A 21,497-nucleotide genomic window follows, 5' to 3' on the forward strand; every position below is an offset into this window, starting at 1 on the left:
TGAGGTCCCTGAGGGTTCTTCTCATGTCGCCGACCGCATGCGGTACCGGAGGATGGGAGCACGCGCGCCGGTGCTCCCGACATGACCGGACACGGCGCCCGGACGAAGGGAACCCACCATGCCCGTGACTCAGCTTCTGCGCGGCCGCGTCCTCCCCCTGGCGCGAGGACTCGACACCGCATCGTCCGTGCTCCTGCAGGGCGAGGACATCGTCGGCGTCGACTCCTCGGCCGGCGACGGCGCGGCGGTGTCCGACTTCGGCGACCGGACGATCATGCCCGGCTTCATCGACGCGCATGCGCACGCGCAGTCCTCGGCGATCGGCGCCGCCTCGATGCTCGACTGCGTCAACACGTGCTCGTCGATCGAGGAGATGCAGCAGGTGCTGCTGGACCAGATGGACGTCGCCCGGGACACCGGCTGGCTGCACGCGCGCGGACTGTTTCAGCTCAACGTCCGGTGGTCGGACGGGCGCTACCCCACGCGGGAGGACCTGGACCGGATCACGACGAAGTATCCCGTCGCCCTCCGCACCGGCCACATCAGCGTCCTCAGCACGAAGGCCATGGAGGTCCTGGAACTGCACCGGTTCTTCGACGTCAAGCACGGTTCCGGTGGCCCCGTGACGATTCAGCGCGGCGATGACGGCCAGCCGAACGGCCGGATCACGAACCTCGACGGCCTGCTCGCCTACCCGGAGGCCGACGAGGCGACCATGCGGCGGACGATCGCCGAACGCCTGCACCTCGACTACACGGCGCGCGGAACGACGACGGTCTGCGAGATCAGCGACGCGCGGTTGCCGCTGGACATCCTCACCGAGCTGCTGGAGGACGGCACGCTCGCCTCCCGCTTCAAGATGCTCTTCCGCGTGCCGCGCATCATGAGCTTCGACGACGCGCTGCACTGGCGTGACTCGGGGATTCGCGAGATCCCGGGGCTGCTGGAGATGATCGGCGTCAAGCTCTTCGCCGATGGCGGTATGTCCTCCGGCGATGCCGCACTCGAGGTGCCGTACCTGGACCACGTGGCCCTCGAACCGGGCTCCCGCGGTGTCCTGTCCTATGACGACGCAGAGCTCGCCGACCTCATCCGGAAGACGCGGGACGCGGGCCTGCAGCTCGCGCTGCACTCCCTCGGCGAGCGCTGCCAGGAGCAGGTGTGCCGCGTCACCGAGTCACTCGGCGTCGACCCGGACCTGCCGGTGCGGCTCGAGCACGGGGCCGACTGGGTGTGGAACCCGGATACGCCGTCGCGCTGGAAGCGCGCCGGCGCCGTCCCCGTACCCAACCCGGCGTTCATCTACCTCATGGCGTCGACGATGCCCGGACTCCTCGGCGACTACGCCCGGCGTCCCGGCCGTCTCCCGTTCCGCTCCCTCATGGAGGCCGGTTGGGATCTTCCGGCCGGCTCGGACGCCACGTGCTACTACGACTCCAACGTCAGCGACCCGATCTTCAGCATGTGGGCGACGATGAAGCGCGAGTCCTGGGACGGCAGCATCGTCGAGCCCGACGAGGCGCTGAGCCTCGAGCAGGCGTTGCGCATGCACACCGTGAACGGCGCGAAGGCCCTCGGCGAGGGTGACCGCAAGGGCACCCTGGAAGCCGGCAAGCTCGCCGACCTCCTCGTGCTCGACCGCGACATCACCGACGGTGTGGACGCGGACAACATCCGCGACGTGAAGATCGATTTCGTCTACGTCGGCGGCCGGCAGGTGTTCGCCCGCGACGGCGCGCAGGCCCCGCTGCCGGCCTGAGCCGCTCAGCCCTCGGACGGCCCGGTTCCGGTGAACTGCGGCGCGCGCTTCTCGATGGAGGCGCGGATCCCCTCGGCGAAGTCGGGGGTGGACAGCAGCGCGGCCTGAGCGGTCGCCTCCACATCCAACGCCGCATGCACGTCCGCCACGAGGCGACGGCGCAGCGTCGCCCGAATCGCGGTGAGGGACAGCGGTGCGGACTCCGCCATCGCACGAGCGAAGTCCATCGCGGCGTCGAGGAGTTCCGCGGCCGGTGCGAGCCGATCGAGCAGGCCGAGATCGCGGGCCTCCTCGCCGAGCACGTTCCGTCCGCTCAGCAGCAGCTCGGCCGCCACCTGATTGCCCACGACCGCCGGCAGCGTGACCGAGAGCCCGAAGCCCTGGTGGAAACCGAGGCGCGCGAAGTTGGCCGTCAAGCGCGTCTCCGGCGTCCCGACGCGGAAGTCGGCCGCGAGCGCGAGCCCGAGACCGCCACCGACGACCGCCCCCTGCAGGGCCGCGACGATCGGCTTGCGGGTCGTGAACAGGGCGAACGCGTCCCGGTAGACGGCGCGGAGCCCGGCCTCGTCCATGGTGCGCAGATCCGCGCCGGGGCAGAAGTGACGGCCCTCGGCGCACAGCACGACCACGCGGACCGCGGTCTCCGCGTCGAACGCGCGCAGCGCCGCGCCGATCTCGGCCAGCAGCTCCTGGTCGAAGAAGTTCAGCGGCGGACGGTGGAACTCCAGAATGCCGACGTTCCCGTCGATGCGCGTCGAAACGGTCATCCGGCCACCTCCGCCGTGAGCCGCGCTCCGATTTCACGGACGACGCGGGGCTTGTCGATCTTGCCGGCGTGGTTCGTCGGCAGCGGCTCATCCAGCACCACCCACCGACTCGGTACGGCGAAGGACGCGATGGCGGAGCGGACACCGGCCGCGAGCGCGGTCTCGTCCACCTCTCCGGCGGCGACGACGACCGCGACGACCTCTTCGCCGAGCTCCGCATGCGGGATCCCGAACACGACGGCTTCGCGGACACCGGGCATCGCGGCCAGGGCCTCTTCGATCGCCGCCGGGGCGATGTTCTCTCCGCCGCGGATGATCATGTCCTTCGATCGACCGGTGATCCAGAGGTAGCCGTCCTCGTCGATCCGGCCGAGGTCGCCGGTGTGCAGCCAGCCCGCACTGTCGATCGGGCTCACCGCGTCGGTGCCGAGGTAGCCGCGCATCTGCGTGGGGCTGCGGACGAGGATCTCCCCGTCGCCGCTCTCCCGCGGCGCGATGGCGAGCTCGACGCACGGCAGCGCTCGTCCGGTCGCACCGGGACGGGACGTGGTGTCCGCACCGGACGCGGCGACGGCCTGTCCGCCGTTCTCGGTGAGCCCGTAGCCCGTCGCGATGCGCGGGGTGATGCCGGGCAGTCCGGCACGCGTGCGGGCCAGCAGTTCGGGTCCGACCGGAGCCCCACCCATCGTGAGCGCGCGCAGGGTGGACAGGTCGCGCGTCCGGGCATCGGGATGCTCGATCACGCGCGTCACCATGGTCGGCACGGCGCTCCAGCGCCGAATGCCCCAGGCTTCGATGAGGCGGAGGGCCTCGGCGGGGTCGAACCTTCCCGCCGGCATCACGAGGGTGTCGCCGACGATGACCGAGCGCAGCAGCGTCTGCACGCCGCCGATGTGGAACATCGGCCCCGTGTGCAGGGCCGCCTCACCGTCGGTGTCCTGCACCTGGTGCGGCATGCGCTTGGTGATGTGCAGCAGCATCTGCAGGCCGGCCAGGAGGGCACGATGCGTGAGCTCGACCGCCTTCGGATGACCCTCGGTCCCGGACGTGAAGATGACGACCGCGGGAGCGTCCTCGTCACCGTGCGCCACGGCGTGCGCCGGAGCTCCCTCCGCCTCGGCCAAGTCCCACGCGGCGTGGGTGATCCCCGCCAGGGCAGGCCGGTCCAGTCGCGGATCGACCACCACGGCGGCGGGGGCGAGGGTGGCGACGGCGTGCGCGAGTTCGGTCTCGCTCCACCAGGCGTTCGCGAGCACGGGAACCGCGCCGCAGGCGGTGATCGCCCAGTAGTGGACGATCCACTCCGGACCGTTCCAGCCGAGCAGCAGCACCCGGTCTCCGGGCGCGACGCCGACGGCCTGCAGGCGCGCGGCGTCCGCTCCGACGGCGGCATGCAGGTCGGCGAAGGTCACAACCCGCTCGCCCTGCACGAGGTGCGGGCGGTCGGCCCAGCGCAGGCCGAGATCGAGCAGTTCCTCCAGCCGGCGGGGACGGTCCCGGTACATCCGGAACGCGATCCCGTCGACCTGCTCGACCGCGATGTCCGTGCCCCACACCGGCGATGACTCACTCATGCGGCGTCTCGCTGCGTCGGGGCAGACGCACGATGGCGCTGCCGGGCATGACGTTCTGCTCCCGCTGGTTCCAGGCCCACGTCTCGACGTGCACCACGGCGTCCCCGTCAGCGTCGATCTCCTTGGCCACGACGCGACCCCCGAGGCGGACGACGTCGGAGAGGTAGACGTGCGAACGGTACTGACCGTGCAGCTCCTTGAGGAAGCCGTCATCGCCCATCCAGTTGGTCAGGGCGTGGATGCCCCAGCAGGTGCGCTGGATGCCCACGTCGTATGCCATCTGCGCACCCTGCAGGCGTGCCGCGTAGTCGTTGTAGTGCACGGAGTAGACCGGCTCGAGCGCCTGGGTGTTCGGGTCGCGGTACGCCCAGCTCGGGTGCTTGCGGTAGCGCTGAAGCGCGGTGCGGTGCGCGGCCAGACGGGGGATGGGGGCCGCACCGGAGGCGACGAACGCGATCTCGTCGGTGAGTCCGATCGGACCCTTCGTGACGGTGTCCAGCTCGTCCCCGACCTCGACGTCCTCCCAGAAGCGCGGCACCGCACCGCGCGGGGCCTCGGCGAGCACGTCCTCCTCGATCGCGGTCAGCTGCTCGGGCGTCCACGGGTGGGGCAGCTCGATCTTGCGCGATTCCCGACGCTCCTGCATCTCGCCGCGCTCGAAGCGCATCCGCGAGCAGATGAACGTCGCGACCAGCTCGTCGTCCTGGTTGTAATACTCCTGGCGCAGGTAGTCCTTGATGCGGCGGCCGCCGAAGCTGCTGTCCGTCGGGCCGTCGAAGCCGTCGAAGAAGACCCGCGCGGTGATCTTGTCGCCCACGCGGATGGGCTTGCGGAACGTCATCCGGGTCTCCGCGTGGAAGCCGCCGAGACCGCGCCAGCCCACCTGGATCGAGCCGAGGCACGCGAAGATGAAGCTCGGCGGGGCGATGATGCCACCGAACGAGGTCGCCGCGGCGTAGTCCTCGTCACTGAAGAGCGGGTTGTCGTCACCGATGCCCTCGGCGAAGCGCAGGATCGCCAGTCGCGTGGCGTACTCGTTGTTCACCGAGGACGCGGTGCGCAGCTCGGTGCCGATGAGGGCGCGCATGTCCGCGAGCATCTCGTCGGTGAACCGGGCGCTCGCCAGTTCCTTGGTGATCGTTCCAGCGGTCTCGGTGCTCATTCGTTCTCCATCCACTTCTGTCGCCGGCGCCGAGCGCCGGAGGTCTTTCACCAGGCCGCGGCCAGGATCTCGGTCAGCTCGGCCGGACCGGCCGGGCGCGGGACACGGGTGATCGCCCAGTCGTCGCCGGCATGGGCGACGACGTCCGCGAGCTGCGACCGCTCGACGCCCACGTCGCGCAGGCGCATCGGGCTCCCGAGCGTGCGCAGATACTCCCGGAGCGCCGCGGGGACCTCGGCGACGTCGCCACCGCCCTCGGGCAGCAGCTCGCCGACGCGGGTCAGTCCGGCATCCGTCGTGCCGAGGTTGTACGCGGCGGTGTGCGGTAGAAGCAGGGCCTCGATCACGCCGTTCGCCGCCGTCGAGATCGGTCCGAGCGCGTGCGAGAGAGCCTGCGCGAGACCGGTGCCCGCGGCATCGCTGCCGATGCCGGTCATCAGCGCGGCGAGCATGAGCCGGACGCGCGCGGCGGCGTCGTCGACGTCGGGGAGGAAGCGGATCGCGTCCCGGAGTCCCTGCGCGAGCATCGCCTCGGCCAGCGGATCGGCACCCGCCGCCTGCAGTCCGTCCACCGCCATCGCGAACGCGTTCAGCGCCGATCCCCGGACCAGTCCGCTCGGCGCGGTCGCTGCCAGCCGCGGGTCGAAGATGACCGCGGTGGCGCGGGCCTTCGGGTCGAACAGGGCCAGGCGCTCGCCCGTCGCCGGGTCTCGCACGGCTGCGCCGGCCTTCGCGTAGGCGGTGGTGGGCGTGGTCGCCAGGACGAGGTTCGGGATCTTCGGTGCCGACAGTCGCGGGCTGACCATCCGCCCGTTTGCGTCGCGCTGCGTGGCCAGCGCGCCGACGTCGGCGGACTCCGCGGCGAGGATCGACGCGGCCCGGGCCGTGACGACGGCCGAGCCGCCACCGATCGCGAGCACGGCATCGGCCTCGACCTCCCGGAGCAGGTCCGCGGCCTTCATCACGCTGGGCACGGGGCTGTGCGGCGCGACCTCGGCGAAGATGCCGGCGCAGCGTGCACCGAGAACCGGCCGGACCAGATCATTCAGCTCCGCGGAACCGGCGAGCGTGCGTCCGCACACGATCACGACGCGCTGCGCTCGCAGCCGATCGAGTTCGGCGGGCAACCGATCGATCGCGTCGTCACCCCAGAGTGCACGCAGCGGCGCACCCACGTGACGGACGAACGGCAGCGCAGTCTCCATCAGGCCAACCACGGGTCCACGATGGGTTTCATCTCGCTGAGGTTCTGCATGCCGCGCAGCGCTGCACCGACCTCGTGCAGGCCGTAGCGGTTGGTCAGGATCGCGTCGAAGTCGAACTCGTCCTGGTTGCGCTGCAGGAAGTCCATCGCCTTGAAGTAGTGCGCGTCGGCCCCGGACATCGAGCCGATCACGTCGATGCCCTTCTTCATGATCGTGGACGGCTGGATCTCCACGGTGTGCGGACCCACCTGTCCGCCGACGAGGTAGCGTCCGCCACGGCGGACCATTTCCAGGCCCTCGGCGAACGCGGTCCGGGCGCCGGACCATTCCATGACGACCTCGGCGCCCACACCCCCGGTGAGGTCCGCGACCGCACCGATCCGCGCGTCCGGCGTCGGCAGGTCCGCGACCGACAGTGTGTCCGTCGCCCCCCACGCCCGCGCCAGTTCGAGGCGGTCGTCGGGAGCACCGACGGCGATGACGCGACCGGCGCCGGACTTCTTCGCCAGGGCGGTCGCGAACAGCCCGAGCGGACCGGTGCCCTGCACGACGACCGTCTGCCAGGGCTCGATGCGGCCGACGCGCTCGTAGGCGGCGATCACGGTCCGCAGTGCGCAGCTCGCGGCCGAGGCCCATTCGGAGCGCACGCCGTCCGGGATCTTGATCTTGCGGGCCGACGGATAGACGTAGCAGTACTCGGAGAACCCCCCGACGAGGTAGGGGAAAGCCTCACAGTTCTCGCCGTAGCTGCGCCGGCTCGTGCACAGGTTCGGCTGCAGGGTCACGGCGCAATGGTGGCAGGTGCCGCACCGTCCCTGCGTGAAGGTGATTCGGTCACCGGACCGGACCGCGCCCCCACCCGTATAAGAGAGGTCTCCGGCGCCGATGCCCACGACGGTGCCGGCCATCTCGTGCCCGGCGACGACCGGCAGATTGATCGGCCGGATCCCGCCGGCGTGCAGTGACCCGTCCCAGACGTGCACATCACTGCCGCACACGGTGGCGGCGTCCACGCGGACGAGGAGCGCTCCGGGCTCAAGCTCGGGGACCGGCAGGTCGCGGACTTCGAGGTCGGCGCCGAACTCGGTGATGACGGCGGCGCGGCTGGTGGTGGGCAGGGCGGACGGGGACATGGCGATCCTTCGGGTCACGGGGCGAGCGCGGCCGGGACGGCCGTGGTCAGGTCGAAGCAGTTCTCGGCGATCTCGACGAAGGCACCGGCCGTGCCGGGGTCGTGTCCGGGCACGACGACGGTGTCCGCCCGAGCCGCGCGGTCGCGCAGCTCCGCGTACCCGGCGTGCAGGACGTCGAGGTCGTGGAACAGGCAGAACGGACGGTCCTCGGCGTACTCCTCGACGAAGTGCGAGGCGTCGGAGGCGAGCACCAGCGTGCCGGCGGCCGTGGTGACCTCGGTGATCAGCTGACCCGGCGTGTGTCCGCCCAGCACGGTGAGGTGGATTCCGGGCGCGACCTCACTGTCGGCGTCGATCAGCGCGAGGCGTCCGAGCGCCTGGAGGGTCTGCACCGCCTCGATGTCCTCCGCGTCCACGACTTTGCTGTTCAGCGTGCGGTCCAGGATCCCCGGCCGGGTCCAGTAGTCGTACTCCGCCCGGGACATCACGACGCGCGCGTTCGGGAACAGGGCGAGGTTGCCGACGTGGTCGTAGTGCATGTGCGAGACGATGATCAGCGAGACATCCGCCGGGTCCACGCCGACGCGGTCCAGCAACTCCAGCGGGTCGGTGTCCTGCGGACGGTTGCGCGCTTCACCGCGAGCGCGATCGAAGCCGCAGTCCAGCAGAACGGTGCGCTGGCCGTCGCGGATCACCCAGAAGAAGAAGTCCGCGTCCTGGGGTCCGTCCGGCCCGAAGTAGTGGTTGCAGTGGAACAGGTGCGAACGCGTTCCGTTCAGGTGCGCGAATCGCAGCGCGATGACGTCGTACATGGGCTTCCTCACTTCGTCGTGATGATGCGGGACCGGATCAGCCGACGAGCGAACCGAACCCGCCGTCCACGCGAACACTGGCACCGACGATGGAGCCGGATCGGGGGCTGGCGGTGTTGGCGATCACGAAGGCGATCTCGCGCGGGTCCACCATCCGCCCGGTCGCCTGGAGGCCGTCGTACTGCGCGCGCTTCGCCTCCGGATCGGGGGCGCGGCGGACGACGTCGGCGACGAAGGGCGTGTCCACGACACCGGGGATCACCGAGTTCACGCGGATGCCCTCAGTGATCAGGTCAGACGCCATCGCGCGGCTCATGGAAAGGATCGCGCCCTTGGTCGCGGTGTAGAGCACCCGATTCCGGAACCCGTACACGCCGAGGACCGACGCGAGGTTGACGATCGCGGCCTGGTCCGATTCGCGCAGCGCCGGCAGGAAGGCCCGGGTGACGCGGACGTGCCCGAAGACGTTGACGGAGAACACGCGTTCCCAGTCCGCGATCTCGCCCGCCTCGATGCCCCCGTCGAAGGTGATCCCGACGTTGTTGACGAGGATGTCCACGCCACCGTCCCGCAGGACGTCGGCGGCGGCCGCGGTGACCGCGGCATCGTCGGACACGTCCGCGATGACCATGCGCGCACCCGCGGGGAGGTGCGCGTCGACGATGTCGATCGCGATGACCTCGGCACCGCGCGCGACGAACTCGTCGACGCACGCGCGTCCGATCCCCGCCGCGGCGCCGGTGATGACGGCGCGCAGGCCCTGCAGGTCGCCGGTCATCTCAGGCCTCCGTCGTCCGTGCGCACATCGTGAACACGATCCGCGTGGGGTGTTCGGTGGGGTTGACGATGTCGTGCATGCTGCCCGGGATCACGATGGTCTCGCCTGCACCGAGCAGGCTCTCGCCGGCTTCGACGGTGACGAGCAGTTCGCCCTCGAGCACCGTGATCACGTAGGACGCCGGGCTGGTGTGCAGGTCCGCCGCCGGGCGCGTGCCCGCCGCGTGCGGAGGAAGCGTCAGGGTGCGCACGACGAAGCCGGTCTCCGGCACCGGTCCGACCACGGCCGGCGCGACGCCGCCCGTGGGCGTGTCCTGCCGCCACAGTTCGTGCATCAGCGTGCCGTTCGCGCGCGGCAGCGCGGCCGCATCGCGATCGTCGCTGAGGAACGCCGACCGCCCCGCGTCGTCGATCCCCACGACGACGCGGCGCGGTGCAGCGATGACGGCGGCGCTCACGCGCGCACCGCCTCGTCCAGCGCCCACGAGGGGTCGATGTTCTGGTTGCTGCGGAAGACGTTCTCCGGATCCCACGTGCGCTTCAGCTCGATCAGCTTCGGCAGCCCGGCACCGTAGTGGGTGCGGATCCGCTCGGCGCTCACCGGCGTGCTCGCGGAGTTCAGCGCGCACACGTCCGGGATGCCGACGGAAGTGGCGAGCACGTCCGCCATGACCTGCTGCACCCAGTCACGGTTGATGTCATCGAACGCCGGGTCGGACGCCTGCGCTCCGGGTCGGACGCTCCACGCCGTGGGGAGGGCGCGGGGCTGCGCGCTCGCCAGCTCACCCTCGCGGGAGAGCGCCCCGCGCTGGTCGAACAGCTCGACACAGCGGAGGGTGCCGTCCAGCGTCATGGCGCGGGCGGTCGCGGCGAGCACCGTGATGGCGTCCTCCGCGAACGAGGACACCGACACCGCGTCCCAGGAGATGCGCGTCGCCGACGCCTCCCAGCGGTAGTGGAAGTCGCGATAGCTCGTCGTGCCGGGGGACTCGAAGTCGGGCCGGCCCTCGCCGCGCAGCGCGGCCAGTTCCACCTCTGCGACCTCGGGGGCACCCCAGTGGCAGTACGTCACCTCGACGCACGGTCGGCCGCGCATCGCCTTCGGCGGCGTCTCCGCACTCACGGCACCGGGGTTGTCCGGATCGTCGGCGAGCTTCAACCAGCCGGCCACGGACAGGTCCTCACTCGCCGAGCCGAGGAAGTCGCGGAGGAACCGCATCCCCTCCTCGAGGCGGTCCTCGCCCCACAGCATCGTGCCGGTCCGGATCACGCGCGGCATGCTGTGCAACCGCAGATCCAACGACGTCACGACGCCGAAGTTGGCACCGGCTCCGCGCAGCGCCCAGAGCAGGTCGGGGTTCGTCTCGGTGTCGACGCGGATGCACTCGCCGTCGGCGGTGACGAGATCGCCGCCGATGATGTTGTCCGCCGACCAGCCGGCGCGGTTGCGCAGGTGCCCGAACCCGCCGCCGAGCAGCAGCCCGACCGCCGTCGAGGACATCACGCCGATGGCCGGAGCGAGCTCGGACGCGGAGGCGGCGGTGAGGACCTCACCCGTCCGCGTCCCGCCGCCGAGCCGGGCCGTGCGGGAAGCGGCGTCGATCTCCACGTCCCGCATCGAACCGAGGTCGACCACGACGCCGCCGTCGCTCGTGCTCCAGCCGTTGTAGTTGTTGCCCGCCGAGCGGACGGCCAGCGGCAGTCCCTCCTCCTGCGCCCACCGCACCACGGCCTGCACGTCGGCGACGGTCGCGCACTGCGCGATGAGGGCCGGACGGACATCGACCTGCAGGTTGTAGACCCGTCGCGCCGTCTCGAACTCGCCGTCGCCGGGCGCGATCACGTGCCCGGTGAAACCCGGAATGCTGCTCATGCTCTCCTCTTCCCCGAGCGCTCAGAAGCGCTCGTCGGAGTCCTCCACGAACTCCTTCACGATGTTCGCGTCGTCGCCCTCCGGGAACACGATGAGGATCGAGACGCCCTCGTCCCCCGTGTCCATGCCGTGCGGCACGCCCTTCGGGATGTAGATCGCCGTGCCGGCCTCGACCCACTCCACTCGGTCACCGACGCGGACCCGTCCGCGCCCTTCCCAGATGAAGTAGAGCTCGCCGAGATTCGGATGACGGTGCGGCGGGTGGTGCTGATGCGGGCCCATCCGGAACATCGCCACGGCCAGGTCCGGGCTGCCGTTCAGGTCCTCCCGGACCAGCAGCTTCGTCCAGCCCTGGTCGTGGGCCACGGTCACGGAGCCGATCGGGATCTCGGCGACGTCCGCGATGTTGCGGATCACGATCTCCGCGCCGCAGCGCTCGGCCTCCGGTGCGGCGTCGGCCGCGCTCATGCCGCGGCCGTGGCCGGGAGGTGCTCCACCCCGTCCGGAACCTCGGAGGTGAAGTTCGGCATGACCTTGTCGGCGAAGAGGCGGATGCTCTGCTTCTGCTGCTCGAAGCTGATCAGCGGCATCGACCAGTACATGATCAGGTGCCGAGCGCCGAGCTCTTCCTCGTAGCGCTTGAGCTGGTCGGTCATCCGCTCCGGGCTGCCGACGAAGAACTGGTTCTTGCTGAGCAGGAAGTCGTACCAGTCCATCGCCTGCTCGGCGGGCGTGAGCTCCTCGTAGCTGGCCAGCATCGCGTTGCGGCCGAGCCAGTTGTCCGAGCCGAAGATGTTGGCGAACAGCGTGTTGATCGCCGGACGCATCACGGCCTCCGCCGCGGCGTCGGTCTCGGCGACGAAGCACGGCCGCATCATGCCGACCTTGTGCGTGTAGCCCTCGTGCAGCGTTCCGGCGGCGACGGACTCCTCGGCGGCGCGGCGGTAGGCGGCCCACACCTCGCGCGTGCCCTCGAACGTGTTCGCCCAGCAGAAGGCGCCGACACCCTCGCGCGCCGACCGCTCGGTCGAGGCGATGGAGTCGGACATCGTGTACGCCGGCGGCAGCGGCTTCTGGAAGGGCAGCGGGAGACCCTTCAGGTGCTCCAGCGTGCCGTCCGGAGCGTAGATCTCCGGGTCACGCTTGTCCACCGGGATCTTCGAACCGTCCCACGGGTACGGGAAGGTGAAGTACTCGCCGTCGTGGCGGAACGGCTTGCCGCTCCAGAACTTCTTGATGACGTCCCACGCCTCCCACATCACGTCGCCGTTGGTGCGGTCATGGTTGCGCGGAACACCCGGCGCGGGATCGAAGTTGCCGGACACCTTGCCGGAGAGGCCCTTCATGAACCCGAAGTCCATGCGTCCACCGGTCATGTGGTCGAGCATCGCGGCGTCCTCGGCCACGCGCAGCGGGTGGTGCGCGGGCAGGCTGACACCGCACTGGCCGATGCGCAGCGTGGTCGTCGCGGACGCGACGTAGGCACCCCACTGCAGCGGGTTGGTCGGGGTCGGGGTGATGCCGATGTCCCACCCGAAGTGGTGCTCGGCCGACCAGGCACCGGTGAAGCCGGCGGACTCGATGAGCTTGGGCAGCTCCAGCCACTCCTGGACGTGGGGGTATCCCGCGATGTCGCCGACGTGGGACAGCAGGCCGGAATCGAAGCGCATGATGTTTTCTCTTTCTGTCGTCAGATGTCGGTACTCGCGCGAAGGGCGGCCGGCGATGAATGAGTCATAGGGTCTTCTCCGCCAGCGGCTCGGCGCCGGGACGGGAGTAGACGGTGCGTCCGCCGAGCAGGACGTGATCGACCTGGACGTCGCGGATGGTGGCGGCGTCCACGCCCGCGGTGATGTCGCGGTCCAGGACGACGAGATCGGCGAGCTTGCCGGCTTCGAGCGTGCCCTTGCGGTCGCCCTCGCCGAGCAGCTCGGCGGGGTACTGCGTGTGCATGCGGAGGGCCGATTCGAGATCGATCGACTCCTCCGGCTCGATCGGCACCCCGTCCCAGCCTTCACGCGCCATCGCGCACCACATGGACGTGAACGGGTCGGACGCCTCGATGTCGTAGTTGGGCGTGCAGTCCGAGCCCGCCGGAAGGCGCCAGCCCTGGTCCAGGAGCGTCCGGTAGGGCAGGCGTCCGGAACGCGCACCGTACTCCCCGAGGAAGTGCGGCATCGCCGGGGCCATGGTGAACATGAAGGACGGGTTCGGCACGGGGGCGGCGTTCGCCCGGCGCCAGCGGTCCGGCGTCTGCGCGTTCCACACCCAGTTCGCGGCGTGCTCGAGCCGCAGCTTCGGCGCGGTGCCGGTGAAGTTCTCGAGGACGCGCGCCAGCTGCTCCTGCGAGCGCTCGCCGTTCGCGTGCATGGCGAGCTCGACACCCGCGGTGCCGAGGCGGTCCAACAGCTCCGCGAGCTCGTCGTCGCTGAACGACAGCACACCCATCGATCCGGGCTCGGACGCCACCGCCGCGGTGTACGGGACCTCGGTGGCCGCGTCGGAGGAGGTGTAGCCGCCGTCGGCGAACATCTTGATGCCGTGCACGTCGAACATGCCGGCCCGCTCGGTCAGCCCCTGTGCCCGCCAGTCCAGCGCCTCATCCAGCGTGTACGTCCGGGGCACCCACAGCAGCAGCTTGAATCGCGTGCCGGCGGTGCCGTCATCGACCATGTCGGCGAGCGTCTGCAGGGACGCCCGAGAGTCGGTGATCTCGCACGTCGTGGTCACGCCCTTCGCGGTGAACAGGTTCCGCACCCCGTTACGGATCGCGGCGTCCACCTCGGCGGCGGTGGGCTCCGGAAGCGGCAGCAGCGGGTCGAGGTTGTTGATCCGGCCACTCGGACGGCCGTCCGCCTCGCGCTCGATGCTCGCGGGACCGGCGGCACCGTGCGTGACGCCCGCATACCGCTCGATGTCGACGACCTCGAGAGCCTTCGTGTTGAGCACGGCCTTGTGTCCGGCGCGGAAGGCGATCGGAATCGTGGTGCTGACCTTGTCCAGGTCGTGGCGGTCCGGGTACCGGCGCTCGGTCCAGCGGAGGTTCAGCAGGAACTGTCCGCGCGCGATCAGCCAGCCGGTGTCGGCGGCCCGGTGCAGGTTCTCGGACAGGATCTGCTGCATCTGCTCGATCGAGTGGCAGTTGACGCAGTCGACCATCGTGGCCGAGTCGATCGCCGTGGCCGCGGCGTGCGAGTGCGAGTCGATGAAGCCGGGCATCACCGTGCGACGCCCGGCATCCAGTACGCGCGCCGGCGAACCGAGCACGGAGCGAGCCGCCTCGGTCGAGCCGACCGCGGCGATGTCGGTTCCCGTGACGGCGAGGGCCTGGTCCTGGCTCAACCCTGCAGCCAGGGAGAGCACCCGGCCGGTGATCAGCGTTGACGGCTCCACTGCGAACCTCACTTCGTAATTACGAACTTGCGTCTTCGTTACATATTACGAGGGGAGCACCGGGAGTCGTCAACCCCCAAAATCGGCGCGGTAAAACGTCAGTAGTAAGGTGGCCGCGGCTCCGGTCGTTTAGCGAGCGAAGCGAGACGAAGCGCGGCGAGGCCCCTGACGGACGCCCCGGATCGTGCCGCGGGTCAGTAGACGGGGCGCTGGTAGGTGCGCGAGGAACCGACGGCCGCGCCGGCGGCGCGCTCCTGCCACCCGTCCACGTGGGCGCGCAGGAGGCTCGTGAGCTCCTCGGTCCGCCCCTCGATCTCTGACACGGCGCCGACGAGCGCGACCGAGGCGATGGCGTCGCCGCGTGCGTCGGCGAATCCGGCGGCGACTTCGCCGTAGCCCTGGTTCGGGTGCAGGACCGCGACGGCGCCCCGATCCTGCAGCTGCGCCAGCGCGTCTTGGAACGCGGCTCGGCGCTCAGGCTGAGCCTCGCCGTGCGCCTGCAGATACCGGTGCCGTTCGGCGTCCGACAGCGTCGCGAGGATCGCCCATCCCCCGGCGTCGGACAGGAGCGTCCGACGGATGTTCGCCCGGGCATCGAACCCCGGAAGAGGCTCCGGGCCCTCCTCCGTCGCGACGTAGATGAGATGGTCCCCGACGCGCACGCCGAGCAGGACGCCGAGACCGGTGGCCTCGCGCAGGGCGATCATGTCCTCGTGCCGGACGAGGCCGAACCGGAGGCTGCCCGTCGCCAGCGTGAGGCTGTAGACGGCGGGGCCGAGGTAGAACCGGCGATCGGCCTCGTAGAGCCAGCCCGAGGAGAGCAGCCCCTGGATGAAGCCGTGCACGGAGCTCTTCGGAGCATCCAGCGCACTGGTGAGTTCGGTGAACGTCATTCCGGGACGGTAGATGACCTCTTCCAGGATCTGCGTCACGCGATCGATGGTGCGGTGCGGCTGCGGCCCACGCGCAGAGGCCGGGGTACCGAGGTCATCCATGCTGTCCATCGCTCACCATGGTTCCATGCCGATCGCGACTCGTGCGGCGGAACACCGCGACCGCCGCAACGACACCGAGCAGCGGCAGTGCGGCCGCCAGGACGAACGCGCCGCTCGCGCCCCCCGCCACCGAGGCGGCACCGCCGAGAGCGATCGCGCCGACGCCCTGCGCGGCGTCGTAGGCGAGGGTGAGGGTGGCCACCGCGCCGCCCCGGTTCGCGTCCCCCGCTCCCCCGACCGCGGCGTGCAGCAGGGTCGGGTACAGCAGCGCGAAGCCGACGGACGCCACGGCGACGCCGAGGTACAGGCCCACGACGCTCGGGAGCACGGCGACGAGGGTCCATCCCCCACCGCACGCGAGCAGCGAGAAGACGACGATCCGAGAGGGCGCTCCGACCTCGCCGAACACCGCGGCCAGCACGCGGATGGCGATGATGATTCCGGCACTGAGCGCGAAGATCGAGCCGCTGTCGGTCAGCCCCAGCTCCGCCGCCCGGATCGGGACGAACGTCGAGAACGCGGCGAACGCGGCCATGCCGAAGACCACGACTCCGGCGAAGCCCAGCGATCCGCCGTGGAGCAACGGCGTGGAGCGCAGGGACACCCGCGCCCGCCGGGTCACGGCCGCGACGCGCAGGAGGGGCAGCGCAGCCGCGGCTCCCAGCAGAGCCGTGCACGCCGCGACGATCCAGACGCCGGGGAAGCCGTAGGTGAGGCGGACGGACTCCCCCAGGACCGCGCCGCTGCCGAGCCCGACGAACAGCGCCGTGGTGAGCACGACCGTGGCCCGCTGCGCGCCCGCCGGGGTGGCCAGGTCGTACCCGGAACGGATGAGCCCGACGAACGCCGCGGCTTCCCCGATGCCGCCGAGGAGGCGGAGCAGGATGAGCGGCGCGACGTCGTCGACGACCAGATACCCGGCGATGGACAGCGCGACGAGGACCAGGCCGATGATCGTCACCCGCGCCGTACCGCAGCGTGTGGTGAGAAATCCGGCGATGGGTGCCGCCACACAGGCGCCGACGGTGCGAGCGCCGATGGCGAGGCCCAGAACCCATCCGCCGTGCCCGAGTTCCGTGTCGATGAACAGGGCCAGTGTCGGGTCGAGCACGCCCAGGGCGACGAACATCGCCAGGGTCGCGAGTGTCGGCCAGACATGCGATGGTCGCACGACCGTTCGTCCTTTCCTCTGGTCGCGGTGGGTCGGCGGCGCCGACCCACCGCGCGCGTCAGCGCGTCGCGGCCGCGATGGCCTCGGTGATCACGTCGAACGCGTCGTTCAGGAGTTCGTCGGAGATGACGAGCGGCGGCAGGAAGCGCAGCACGTTGCCCCACGTTCCGGCGGTGAGGACGAGAACGCCCGCCGCGTGGCAGGCCGCCACGATCCGTCCGGTGAGCGCGGCGTCCGGTTCCCGCGTGGCCGGGTCGACGAACTCGACCGCGATCATGGCACCGCGACCGCGAACCTCACCGAGCGCGGGCTGCTGCTGCTGAATCGCTTCCAGGCGCGCCCGCATCAGCGCACCGATATCCTCCGCACGCGCGAGCAGTCCCTCGGACTCGATGACCTCGAGCGTGGCGAGCGCCGCGGCGCACGCGATCGGGTTGCCGGCGTACGTACCGCCGATGCCGCCGGCCTGCGCGGCGTTCATGAGCTCCGCGCGTCCGGTCACGGCAGACAGCGGCAGACCGTTCGCGATGCCCTTGCCGATCGTGATGAGGTCCGGCTCCAGACCCTCCCACTCGGAGGCGAACCAGCGACCGGTGCGGCCGACGCCCGCCTGGATCTCGTCGGCGATGAACACGACGCCGTTCTCGCGGCACCAGGCCTGCACCCGAGGCAGGAAGCCCGCGGCGGGCACGATGAAGCCACCCTCGCCCTGGACCGGCTCGACGATGACCGCCGCCACGTTGCCGGCGCCGATCTGCGCATTGACCAGCGCGACGAACTCGGCGAACGCCTCGTCGGCGCAGTTCTCCGGTCCGGTCGACCAGCGGTACGGATCGGCCATCCGGGCGCGGTGCACGTCCCCGGCGAGCGGACCGAAGCCCTGCTTGTACGGGTACTGCTTGGCACTCAGCGCCATCGTGAGGTTCGTGCGGCCGTGGAAGGAGTTGTCGAAGGCGATCACGGCGGATCGTCCGGTGGCGCGACGCGCGATCTTGATCGCGTTCTCGACCGCCTCGGCGCCGGAGGAGAACAGCGCGGTGCGCTTGTCGTGGTCGCCGGGCGTGAGTTCGTTCAGCCGCTGCGCGACGCGGTAGTACTCCTCGTACGGCGTGACGCCGTAGCAGGTGTGCGTGAAGTCGGCGACCTGCTCGGTCACGGCCGCCACGACCGCGGGGTGGTTCGCGCCGATCGAGGTGACCGCGACACCGGACGCGAGGTCGATCACCTGGTTCCCGTCGACGTCGCGGAGGATCGCCCCCTCCGCCCGGTCCAGGTAGACCGGGAAGGCGCTGGCGATGGGATCGGCGACGGACGCCAGACGCTCGGCGTGCATCTCGCGCGAGCGCGGTCCGGGGATCGCGGTCGCCAGGACGCGCGTCTGCGCCAGGGATTCGGTCACGATGGTCATTCGGCGGTGCCTTTCAGTCGTTCGTGTACTTCGGTGGCGGCGCGCTGTCCGCTGGTGACCGCGCCCTCCAGCCAGTCCTGCTTGCCCGTGTCCGCACCGGCCCAGTGGATCCGGTCGATCGGCGCGCGCCACGCGTGCCCGACGGTGCTGAGGATGCCGAGCGGGATCATGGTTCCGGAACCGCGGGACCAGCGGTCGCCGATCCAGTCGAACGCGTAGAACTCCTTGGGCGTGCGCGCTTCTTCCCCGAAGAAGGACACGAGCTCGTCGAGGATCAGCTCGCGCAGCTTCTCCGGCTCCGTGGTCACGTCGAACGTGTGCGGCTCACCGGGTCCGGTCTGCGACTCGCGCCAGCGGGCGGGGGTGAGCGGACGACGCCCGACCAGCACGCCCTCGTCGGCGGACGCCGGGGACAGATCGAGCAGGAACTCCACCGGCGCGGGGCCCATGGCGGCGCCGGCCAGGCCCTGCTCGCGCCAGAACGGACGGTCGTAGATGGCGAAGTACTTCGCGTCGTAGCCGGCGAGCCAGCGATTCTGCAGCGTGTCCCGCGCGGCGGGCAGGGTCGGGACGAACTCGATCCCGGCGGCGAGGTTGGGCTCGATCGCGAGGATCACGTAGTCGGCCTCGATCGCGCCGCGGTCGGTCGCGATGCGCACGCGGTCCCCGGAGTAGTCAACGGTCCGGACAGGCGCGGAGAGGTGGATCTCGGCAGCGAGCTGGGCGGCGACCCCCTCCGGCAGCTGGTGGCTGCCTCCGACGAAGCGGTGCGTGAACTGTCCGAGGCCCTCGAACTCCCCGAACCGCGCCAGCCACCACACGAAGTAGAGCAGCGAGATCTCCTTCATGTCGTAGGCGAACTCGAACTCGACCATCTCGCGCGCGAGCGGGCTCGTGACGTTCTCGTCCAACCACGCGGCGGCCGTGGTGCGGTCCCATTCGAACGCGTGCGGTGCGGCCCACGGGCGGTCGACCTCGACCTCGCCGGCGAGGTCCATCAGCTTCTCCAGGGTCGCCTCGAACTCCGCGGCGGCCTCCGGGTCGGACTCGAGCGGGAACTCCTCCTCGAACCGCTCGCCGTTGTGGATGCGCACGAACTTTCCGCCGAAGGGGATGGGCTCGGTCTCAACACCGAGAGCGACGGCGAGCTTGTTGACCTCCACCTGGAACGCACCGGTGAACTCAGCGCCCTGTCCGAGCACGCGTCCGTTGGGTCGGACGAACGGCGCGACCCGGCCGCCGATCCGATCGCGCGCCTCGACGACGACGACATCCGTCACGCCGGCGGCCTCCAGCTCGCGCGCCGCGGTCAGGCCGGCCATGCCGGCTCCGACGATGACGACGGACGCGCTCGTGGGCAGTTCTGCAGACTCACTGATCAACGCTGACTCCTGACTCGCGGAAGGGGGGTGAACTTCGTCAGCACGACGAGAAGTTCGTAATTACGATTACCATACGTATATACGGCGAGTAAAGAGTTCAGTGTGGAACTCGATGGATCGGAGAGCCCCCATGGCACATGAGTCACGGCCCTTGACCGGGCGAGTCGCCTGGGTGACCGGAGGGTCATCCGGGATCGGACTCGCCACCGCGCGGTTGCTGTCCGACCGTGGCGCGCGGGTCGGTGTGCTGGATCGCGCGGCTCCGCCGGGCGGCGGCGCGTGGGCCGAATGCGACGTGGCGCGGTCCGAGAGCGTGGCCGCCGCAGCGGCCTCCCTGACGGCCGCCATCGGTCCGGCCGACATCCTCGTGACGAGCGCGGCCGTGAACGCCGCGCACGCCGTCGTCGGCCACCCGGACGACGAGTGGGAGCGCGTGCTCGCGATCAACCTGTCCGGAACCTTCCGGGCGATCCGCGCCTGCCTGCCCGGAATGATCGAGCGCGGCTGGGGCCGGATCGTCACGCTGAGCTCGAGCGGCGCCGTCCGGGTGCTCCCGGAACGCGCGGCCTACGCGGCGTCCAAGGCCGGTGTGATCGCGCTGACCAAGGCCGTCGCGCAGGAGGGCGCGGCCGCCGGCGTCACGGTCAACGCGGTCGGCCCCGGACTGACGGACACTCCGATGGCCGCCGCCCTGTACGACGGCGATGCTTCCGCCGTCCACGGCCGCCCGGTCGCGAACCCGATGCGCGCGCTCCTGGAACCGGAGGAGATCGCCGCCACGATCGGCTACCTCTGCAGCGACGACGCCCGCCACCTCACCGGCCAGTTCCTCATGGTCAACGCCGGCTCCGTCATGTGATCGGGTCGCCTCAGGAGGATGGCGGGGCGAGCATCCGGAGGGCGTCAGCGAGTCCGATCCGCCGATACGTGTGCATTCACTCCCCCGATCGAGTGGTCATCACGCGGACTCATCGATCAGCGTGACTCCCGAGGGGTCCACGGTGACGGCGACCGTCCGCTGGACTGCGAGTCGCTCACCGAGGGAAGGGAGACGAGCGATCAGTGATTCGCCCGTTTTCCCTCGGATCAGGTACTCCACCGTGGAACCGAGGAACAGGGACTCCTCGATGGTCGCGTCGTGCTGTCCGTCTGGAACCGGTCGGATGCTCAGCGCCTCGGGTCGGATGACCGCGCTGACCGCGCCCGTCTGAACGGGAGAGGCATCCGCGCCCACGGTGAAGGACGTCACCGGGGTGTCGATCCGGATCCTGTCCCCCTGCGCCGTGGCGTTGCCGGAGAGGAGGTTCTGGTGGCCGAGGAACGACGCCACGAAGACCGACCGCGGCCGGAAGTAGATGTCCTCCGGTGCACCCTCCTGCGCGATCGTTCCCCCGTCGAGGACCAGGAGCCGATCCGCGAGCGCGAGCGCCTCGCTGAGGTCGTGGGTGACGTACAGCACCGTCGCGCCGACGGACTTGCACAGCGCGCGCAGCTCACCGCGCATCTCCTCGCGCAGCTTCGCGTCCAGGTTGCTCAGTGGCTCATCGAACAGCAGCACCTTCGACCCGCGGGCGACGGCTCGTGCGATCGCGACGCGCTGCTGCTGGCCACCGCTGAGCATCGCGGGGCGGCGGTCGGCGAGCTCCGAGATCCGGACGAGCGCTAGCGCTTCCCGCACACGGCGATCCAGCTCTTCTCGCGGGATCCGCTCCTTGGACACCCGCAGCGGATACGCCACGTTCTCGTACACGGTCATGTGCGGCCACACGGCGTAGGACTGGAACACCATGCCGACGTCCCGGTGCTCGGGCGAGACGGCGGACTTCGCCGACGCGGAGTAGACCTCGCGACCATCGATCACGATGCGTCCGCCATCGGGGGTCTCGAGCCCGGCCACACACCGCAGGGCGGTGGTCTTGCCGCACCCGCTCGGACCCACGAGCGCCAGGATCTCTCCTTCGTCGACCGTGAAGGTGAGGCCTTTCGACGCCTCCACCTCTCCGTGGCGGGTGTGATAGGTCTTGCGGAGTCCCTCGATCGTGAGCATCGGGCCACCGTCCGTTTCGTTGTCTGTCGTCATGATGCC

At 70.4% G+C, this 21,497-nt stretch carries 19 protein-coding genes; 2 read left to right on the forward strand and 17 right to left on the reverse strand.

The window, feature by feature from the left end; genetic code table 11:
* Window positions 1-118: 118 nt before the first annotated feature.
* A complete protein-coding gene (locus BN1193_RS13530) occupies window positions 119-1,759 on the forward strand; it encodes an amidohydrolase (RefSeq protein ID WP_040167335.1) in 1,641 nt (546 codons plus the stop codon).
* Between the two features lie 5 nt (window positions 1,760-1,764).
* On the opposite strand, the gene BN1193_RS13535 is transcribed toward BN1193_RS13530, so the two are convergent.
* The 16 genes from BN1193_RS13535 to BN1193_RS13610 all read right to left on the reverse strand — a co-directional run bounded on the left by BN1193_RS13535 (window position 1,765) and on the right by BN1193_RS13610 (window position 19,411).
* The gene (locus tag BN1193_RS13535) at window positions 1,765-2,526 is read right to left on the reverse strand and encodes an enoyl-CoA hydratase/isomerase family protein (RefSeq protein WP_040167337.1); all 762 of its coding nucleotides are present in this window, start codon (window positions 2,524-2,526) and stop codon (window positions 1,765-1,767) included.
* On the reverse strand, window positions 2,523-4,100 hold the full coding sequence (locus tag BN1193_RS13540; RefSeq protein WP_040167338.1) for a class I adenylate-forming enzyme family protein: 1,578 nt from the start codon (window positions 4,098-4,100) through the stop codon (window positions 2,523-2,525). Before BN1193_RS13540 ends, BN1193_RS13535 begins: the two co-directional genes overlap by 4 nt.
* Window positions 4,093-5,262, reverse strand: a complete 1,170-nt coding sequence (locus BN1193_RS13545) for an FAS1-like dehydratase domain-containing protein (protein ID WP_040167339.1) — start codon at window positions 5,260-5,262, stop codon at window positions 4,093-4,095. Before BN1193_RS13545 ends, BN1193_RS13540 begins: the two co-directional genes overlap by 8 nt.
* 47 nt (window positions 5,263-5,309) lie before the next feature.
* Window positions 5,310-6,479, reverse strand: a complete 1,170-nt coding sequence (locus BN1193_RS13550; protein WP_230206506.1) for an iron-containing alcohol dehydrogenase family protein — start codon at window positions 6,477-6,479, stop codon at window positions 5,310-5,312.
* On the reverse strand, window positions 6,467-7,600 hold the full coding sequence (locus BN1193_RS13555; RefSeq protein ID WP_040167340.1) for a zinc-binding dehydrogenase: 1,134 nt from the start codon (window positions 7,598-7,600) through the stop codon (window positions 6,467-6,469). Before BN1193_RS13555 ends, BN1193_RS13550 begins: the two co-directional genes overlap by 13 nt.
* A 14-nt stretch (window positions 7,601-7,614) precedes the next feature.
* The gene (locus BN1193_RS13560) at window positions 7,615-8,412 is read right to left on the reverse strand and encodes an N-acyl homoserine lactonase family protein (RefSeq protein WP_052460786.1); all 798 of its coding nucleotides are present in this window, start codon (window positions 8,410-8,412) and stop codon (window positions 7,615-7,617) included.
* Window positions 8,413-8,449: 37 nt separating this feature from the next.
* Entirely contained in the window at window positions 8,450-9,190 is a 741-nt protein-coding gene (locus BN1193_RS13565; RefSeq protein ID WP_040167341.1) for an SDR family NAD(P)-dependent oxidoreductase, read from the reverse strand.
* Window position 9,191: 1 nt separating this feature from the next.
* Window positions 9,192-9,647, reverse strand: a complete 456-nt coding sequence (locus BN1193_RS13570) for a cupin domain-containing protein (protein WP_141396694.1) — start codon at window positions 9,645-9,647, stop codon at window positions 9,192-9,194.
* On the reverse strand, window positions 9,644-11,062 hold the full coding sequence (locus BN1193_RS13575) for an FAD-binding oxidoreductase (protein WP_040167343.1): 1,419 nt from the start codon (window positions 11,060-11,062) through the stop codon (window positions 9,644-9,646). Before BN1193_RS13575 ends, BN1193_RS13570 begins: the two co-directional genes overlap by 4 nt.
* Before the next feature lie 21 nt (window positions 11,063-11,083).
* On the reverse strand, window positions 11,084-11,530 hold the full coding sequence (locus BN1193_RS13580; protein ID WP_040167345.1) for a cupin domain-containing protein: 447 nt from the start codon (window positions 11,528-11,530) through the stop codon (window positions 11,084-11,086).
* Window positions 11,527-12,732: an LLM class flavin-dependent oxidoreductase gene (locus tag BN1193_RS13585; RefSeq protein WP_040167347.1), complete on the reverse strand. Its 1,206-nt coding sequence runs from the start codon at window positions 12,730-12,732 to the stop codon at window positions 11,527-11,529. Before BN1193_RS13585 ends, BN1193_RS13580 begins: the two co-directional genes overlap by 4 nt.
* A gap of 64 nt (window positions 12,733-12,796) precedes the next feature.
* Window positions 12,797-14,455, reverse strand: a complete 1,659-nt coding sequence (locus BN1193_RS13590; protein WP_040167349.1) for an amidohydrolase — start codon at window positions 14,453-14,455, stop codon at window positions 12,797-12,799.
* Window positions 14,456-14,649: 194 nt separating this feature from the next.
* Window positions 14,650-15,459, reverse strand: a complete 810-nt coding sequence (locus BN1193_RS13595) for an IclR family transcriptional regulator (RefSeq protein ID WP_230206507.1) — start codon at window positions 15,457-15,459, stop codon at window positions 14,650-14,652.
* Complete coding sequence (locus tag BN1193_RS13600) at window positions 15,443-16,621, reverse strand: MFS transporter (protein ID WP_040167351.1); 1,179 nt, start codon at window positions 16,619-16,621, stop codon at window positions 15,443-15,445. The genes BN1193_RS13595 and BN1193_RS13600 overlap by 17 nt, the downstream gene beginning before the upstream one ends.
* Before the next feature lie 58 nt (window positions 16,622-16,679).
* The gene (gene gabT / locus BN1193_RS13605) at window positions 16,680-18,029 is read right to left on the reverse strand and encodes a 4-aminobutyrate--2-oxoglutarate transaminase (RefSeq protein ID WP_040167353.1); all 1,350 of its coding nucleotides are present in this window, start codon (window positions 18,027-18,029) and stop codon (window positions 16,680-16,682) included.
* Window positions 18,026-19,411, reverse strand: a complete 1,386-nt coding sequence (locus BN1193_RS13610; RefSeq protein WP_052460788.1) for a flavin monoamine oxidase family protein — start codon at window positions 19,409-19,411, stop codon at window positions 18,026-18,028. The genes gabT and BN1193_RS13610 overlap by 4 nt, the downstream gene beginning before the upstream one ends.
* A gap of 130 nt (window positions 19,412-19,541) precedes the next feature.
* On the opposite strand from BN1193_RS13610, the gene BN1193_RS13615 reads away from it, so the two are divergent.
* The gene (locus tag BN1193_RS13615) at window positions 19,542-20,270 is read left to right on the forward strand and encodes an SDR family NAD(P)-dependent oxidoreductase (protein ID WP_040167355.1); all 729 of its coding nucleotides are present in this window, start codon (window positions 19,542-19,544) and stop codon (window positions 20,268-20,270) included.
* Window positions 20,271-20,369: 99 nt separating this feature from the next.
* Here the strand turns inward: BN1193_RS13615 and BN1193_RS13620 are convergent, their stop codons facing one another.
* A complete protein-coding gene (locus tag BN1193_RS13620) occupies window positions 20,370-21,491 on the reverse strand; it encodes an ABC transporter ATP-binding protein (RefSeq protein WP_052460790.1) in 1,122 nt (373 codons plus the stop codon).
* Window positions 21,492-21,497 lie beyond the last annotated feature (6 nt).

This window comes from Microbacterium gorillae (assembly GCF_000826185.2).
Lineage (GTDB): Bacteria > Actinomycetota > Actinomycetes > Actinomycetales > Microbacteriaceae > Microbacterium > Microbacterium gorillae.

Excerpts from the sequence above, each read along its gene's own strand:
- BN1193_RS13615 (WP_040167355.1), top strand. The coding sequence starts at position 19,542 with ATGGCACATGAGTCACGGCCCTTGACCGGGCGAGTCGCCTGGGTGACC.
- gabT (WP_040167353.1), bottom strand. The coding sequence starts at position 18,029 with ATGACCATCGTGACCGAATCCCTGGCGCAGACGCGCGTCCTGGCGACC.
- BN1193_RS13555 (WP_040167340.1), bottom strand. The coding sequence starts at position 7,600 with ATGTCCCCGTCCGCCCTGCCCACCACCAGCCGCGCCGCCGTCATCACC.
- BN1193_RS13575 (WP_040167343.1), bottom strand. The coding sequence starts at position 11,062 with ATGAGCAGCATTCCGGGTTTCACCGGGCACGTGATCGCGCCCGGCGAC.
- BN1193_RS13620 (WP_052460790.1), bottom strand. The coding sequence starts at position 21,491 with ATGACGACAGACAACGAAACGGACGGTGGCCCGATGCTCACGATCGAG.
- BN1193_RS13545 (WP_040167339.1), bottom strand. The coding sequence starts at position 5,262 with ATGAGCACCGAGACCGCTGGAACGATCACCAAGGAACTGGCGAGCGCC.
- BN1193_RS13595 (WP_230206507.1), bottom strand. The coding sequence starts at position 15,459 with ATGGACAGCATGGATGACCTCGGTACCCCGGCCTCTGCGCGTGGGCCG.
- BN1193_RS13540 (WP_040167338.1), bottom strand. The coding sequence starts at position 4,100 with ATGAGTGAGTCATCGCCGGTGTGGGGCACGGACATCGCGGTCGAGCAG.
- BN1193_RS13535 (WP_040167337.1), bottom strand. The coding sequence starts at position 2,526 with ATGACCGTTTCGACGCGCATCGACGGGAACGTCGGCATTCTGGAGTTC.
- BN1193_RS13585 (WP_040167347.1), bottom strand. The coding sequence starts at position 12,732 with ATGCGCTTCGATTCCGGCCTGCTGTCCCACGTCGGCGACATCGCGGGA.
- BN1193_RS13560 (WP_052460786.1), bottom strand. The coding sequence starts at position 8,412 with ATGTACGACGTCATCGCGCTGCGATTCGCGCACCTGAACGGAACGCGT.
- BN1193_RS13530 (WP_040167335.1), top strand. The coding sequence starts at position 119 with ATGCCCGTGACTCAGCTTCTGCGCGGCCGCGTCCTCCCCCTGGCGCGA.
- BN1193_RS13580 (WP_040167345.1), bottom strand. The coding sequence starts at position 11,530 with ATGAGCGCGGCCGACGCCGCACCGGAGGCCGAGCGCTGCGGCGCGGAG.
- BN1193_RS13565 (WP_040167341.1), bottom strand. The coding sequence starts at position 9,190 with ATGACCGGCGACCTGCAGGGCCTGCGCGCCGTCATCACCGGCGCCGCG.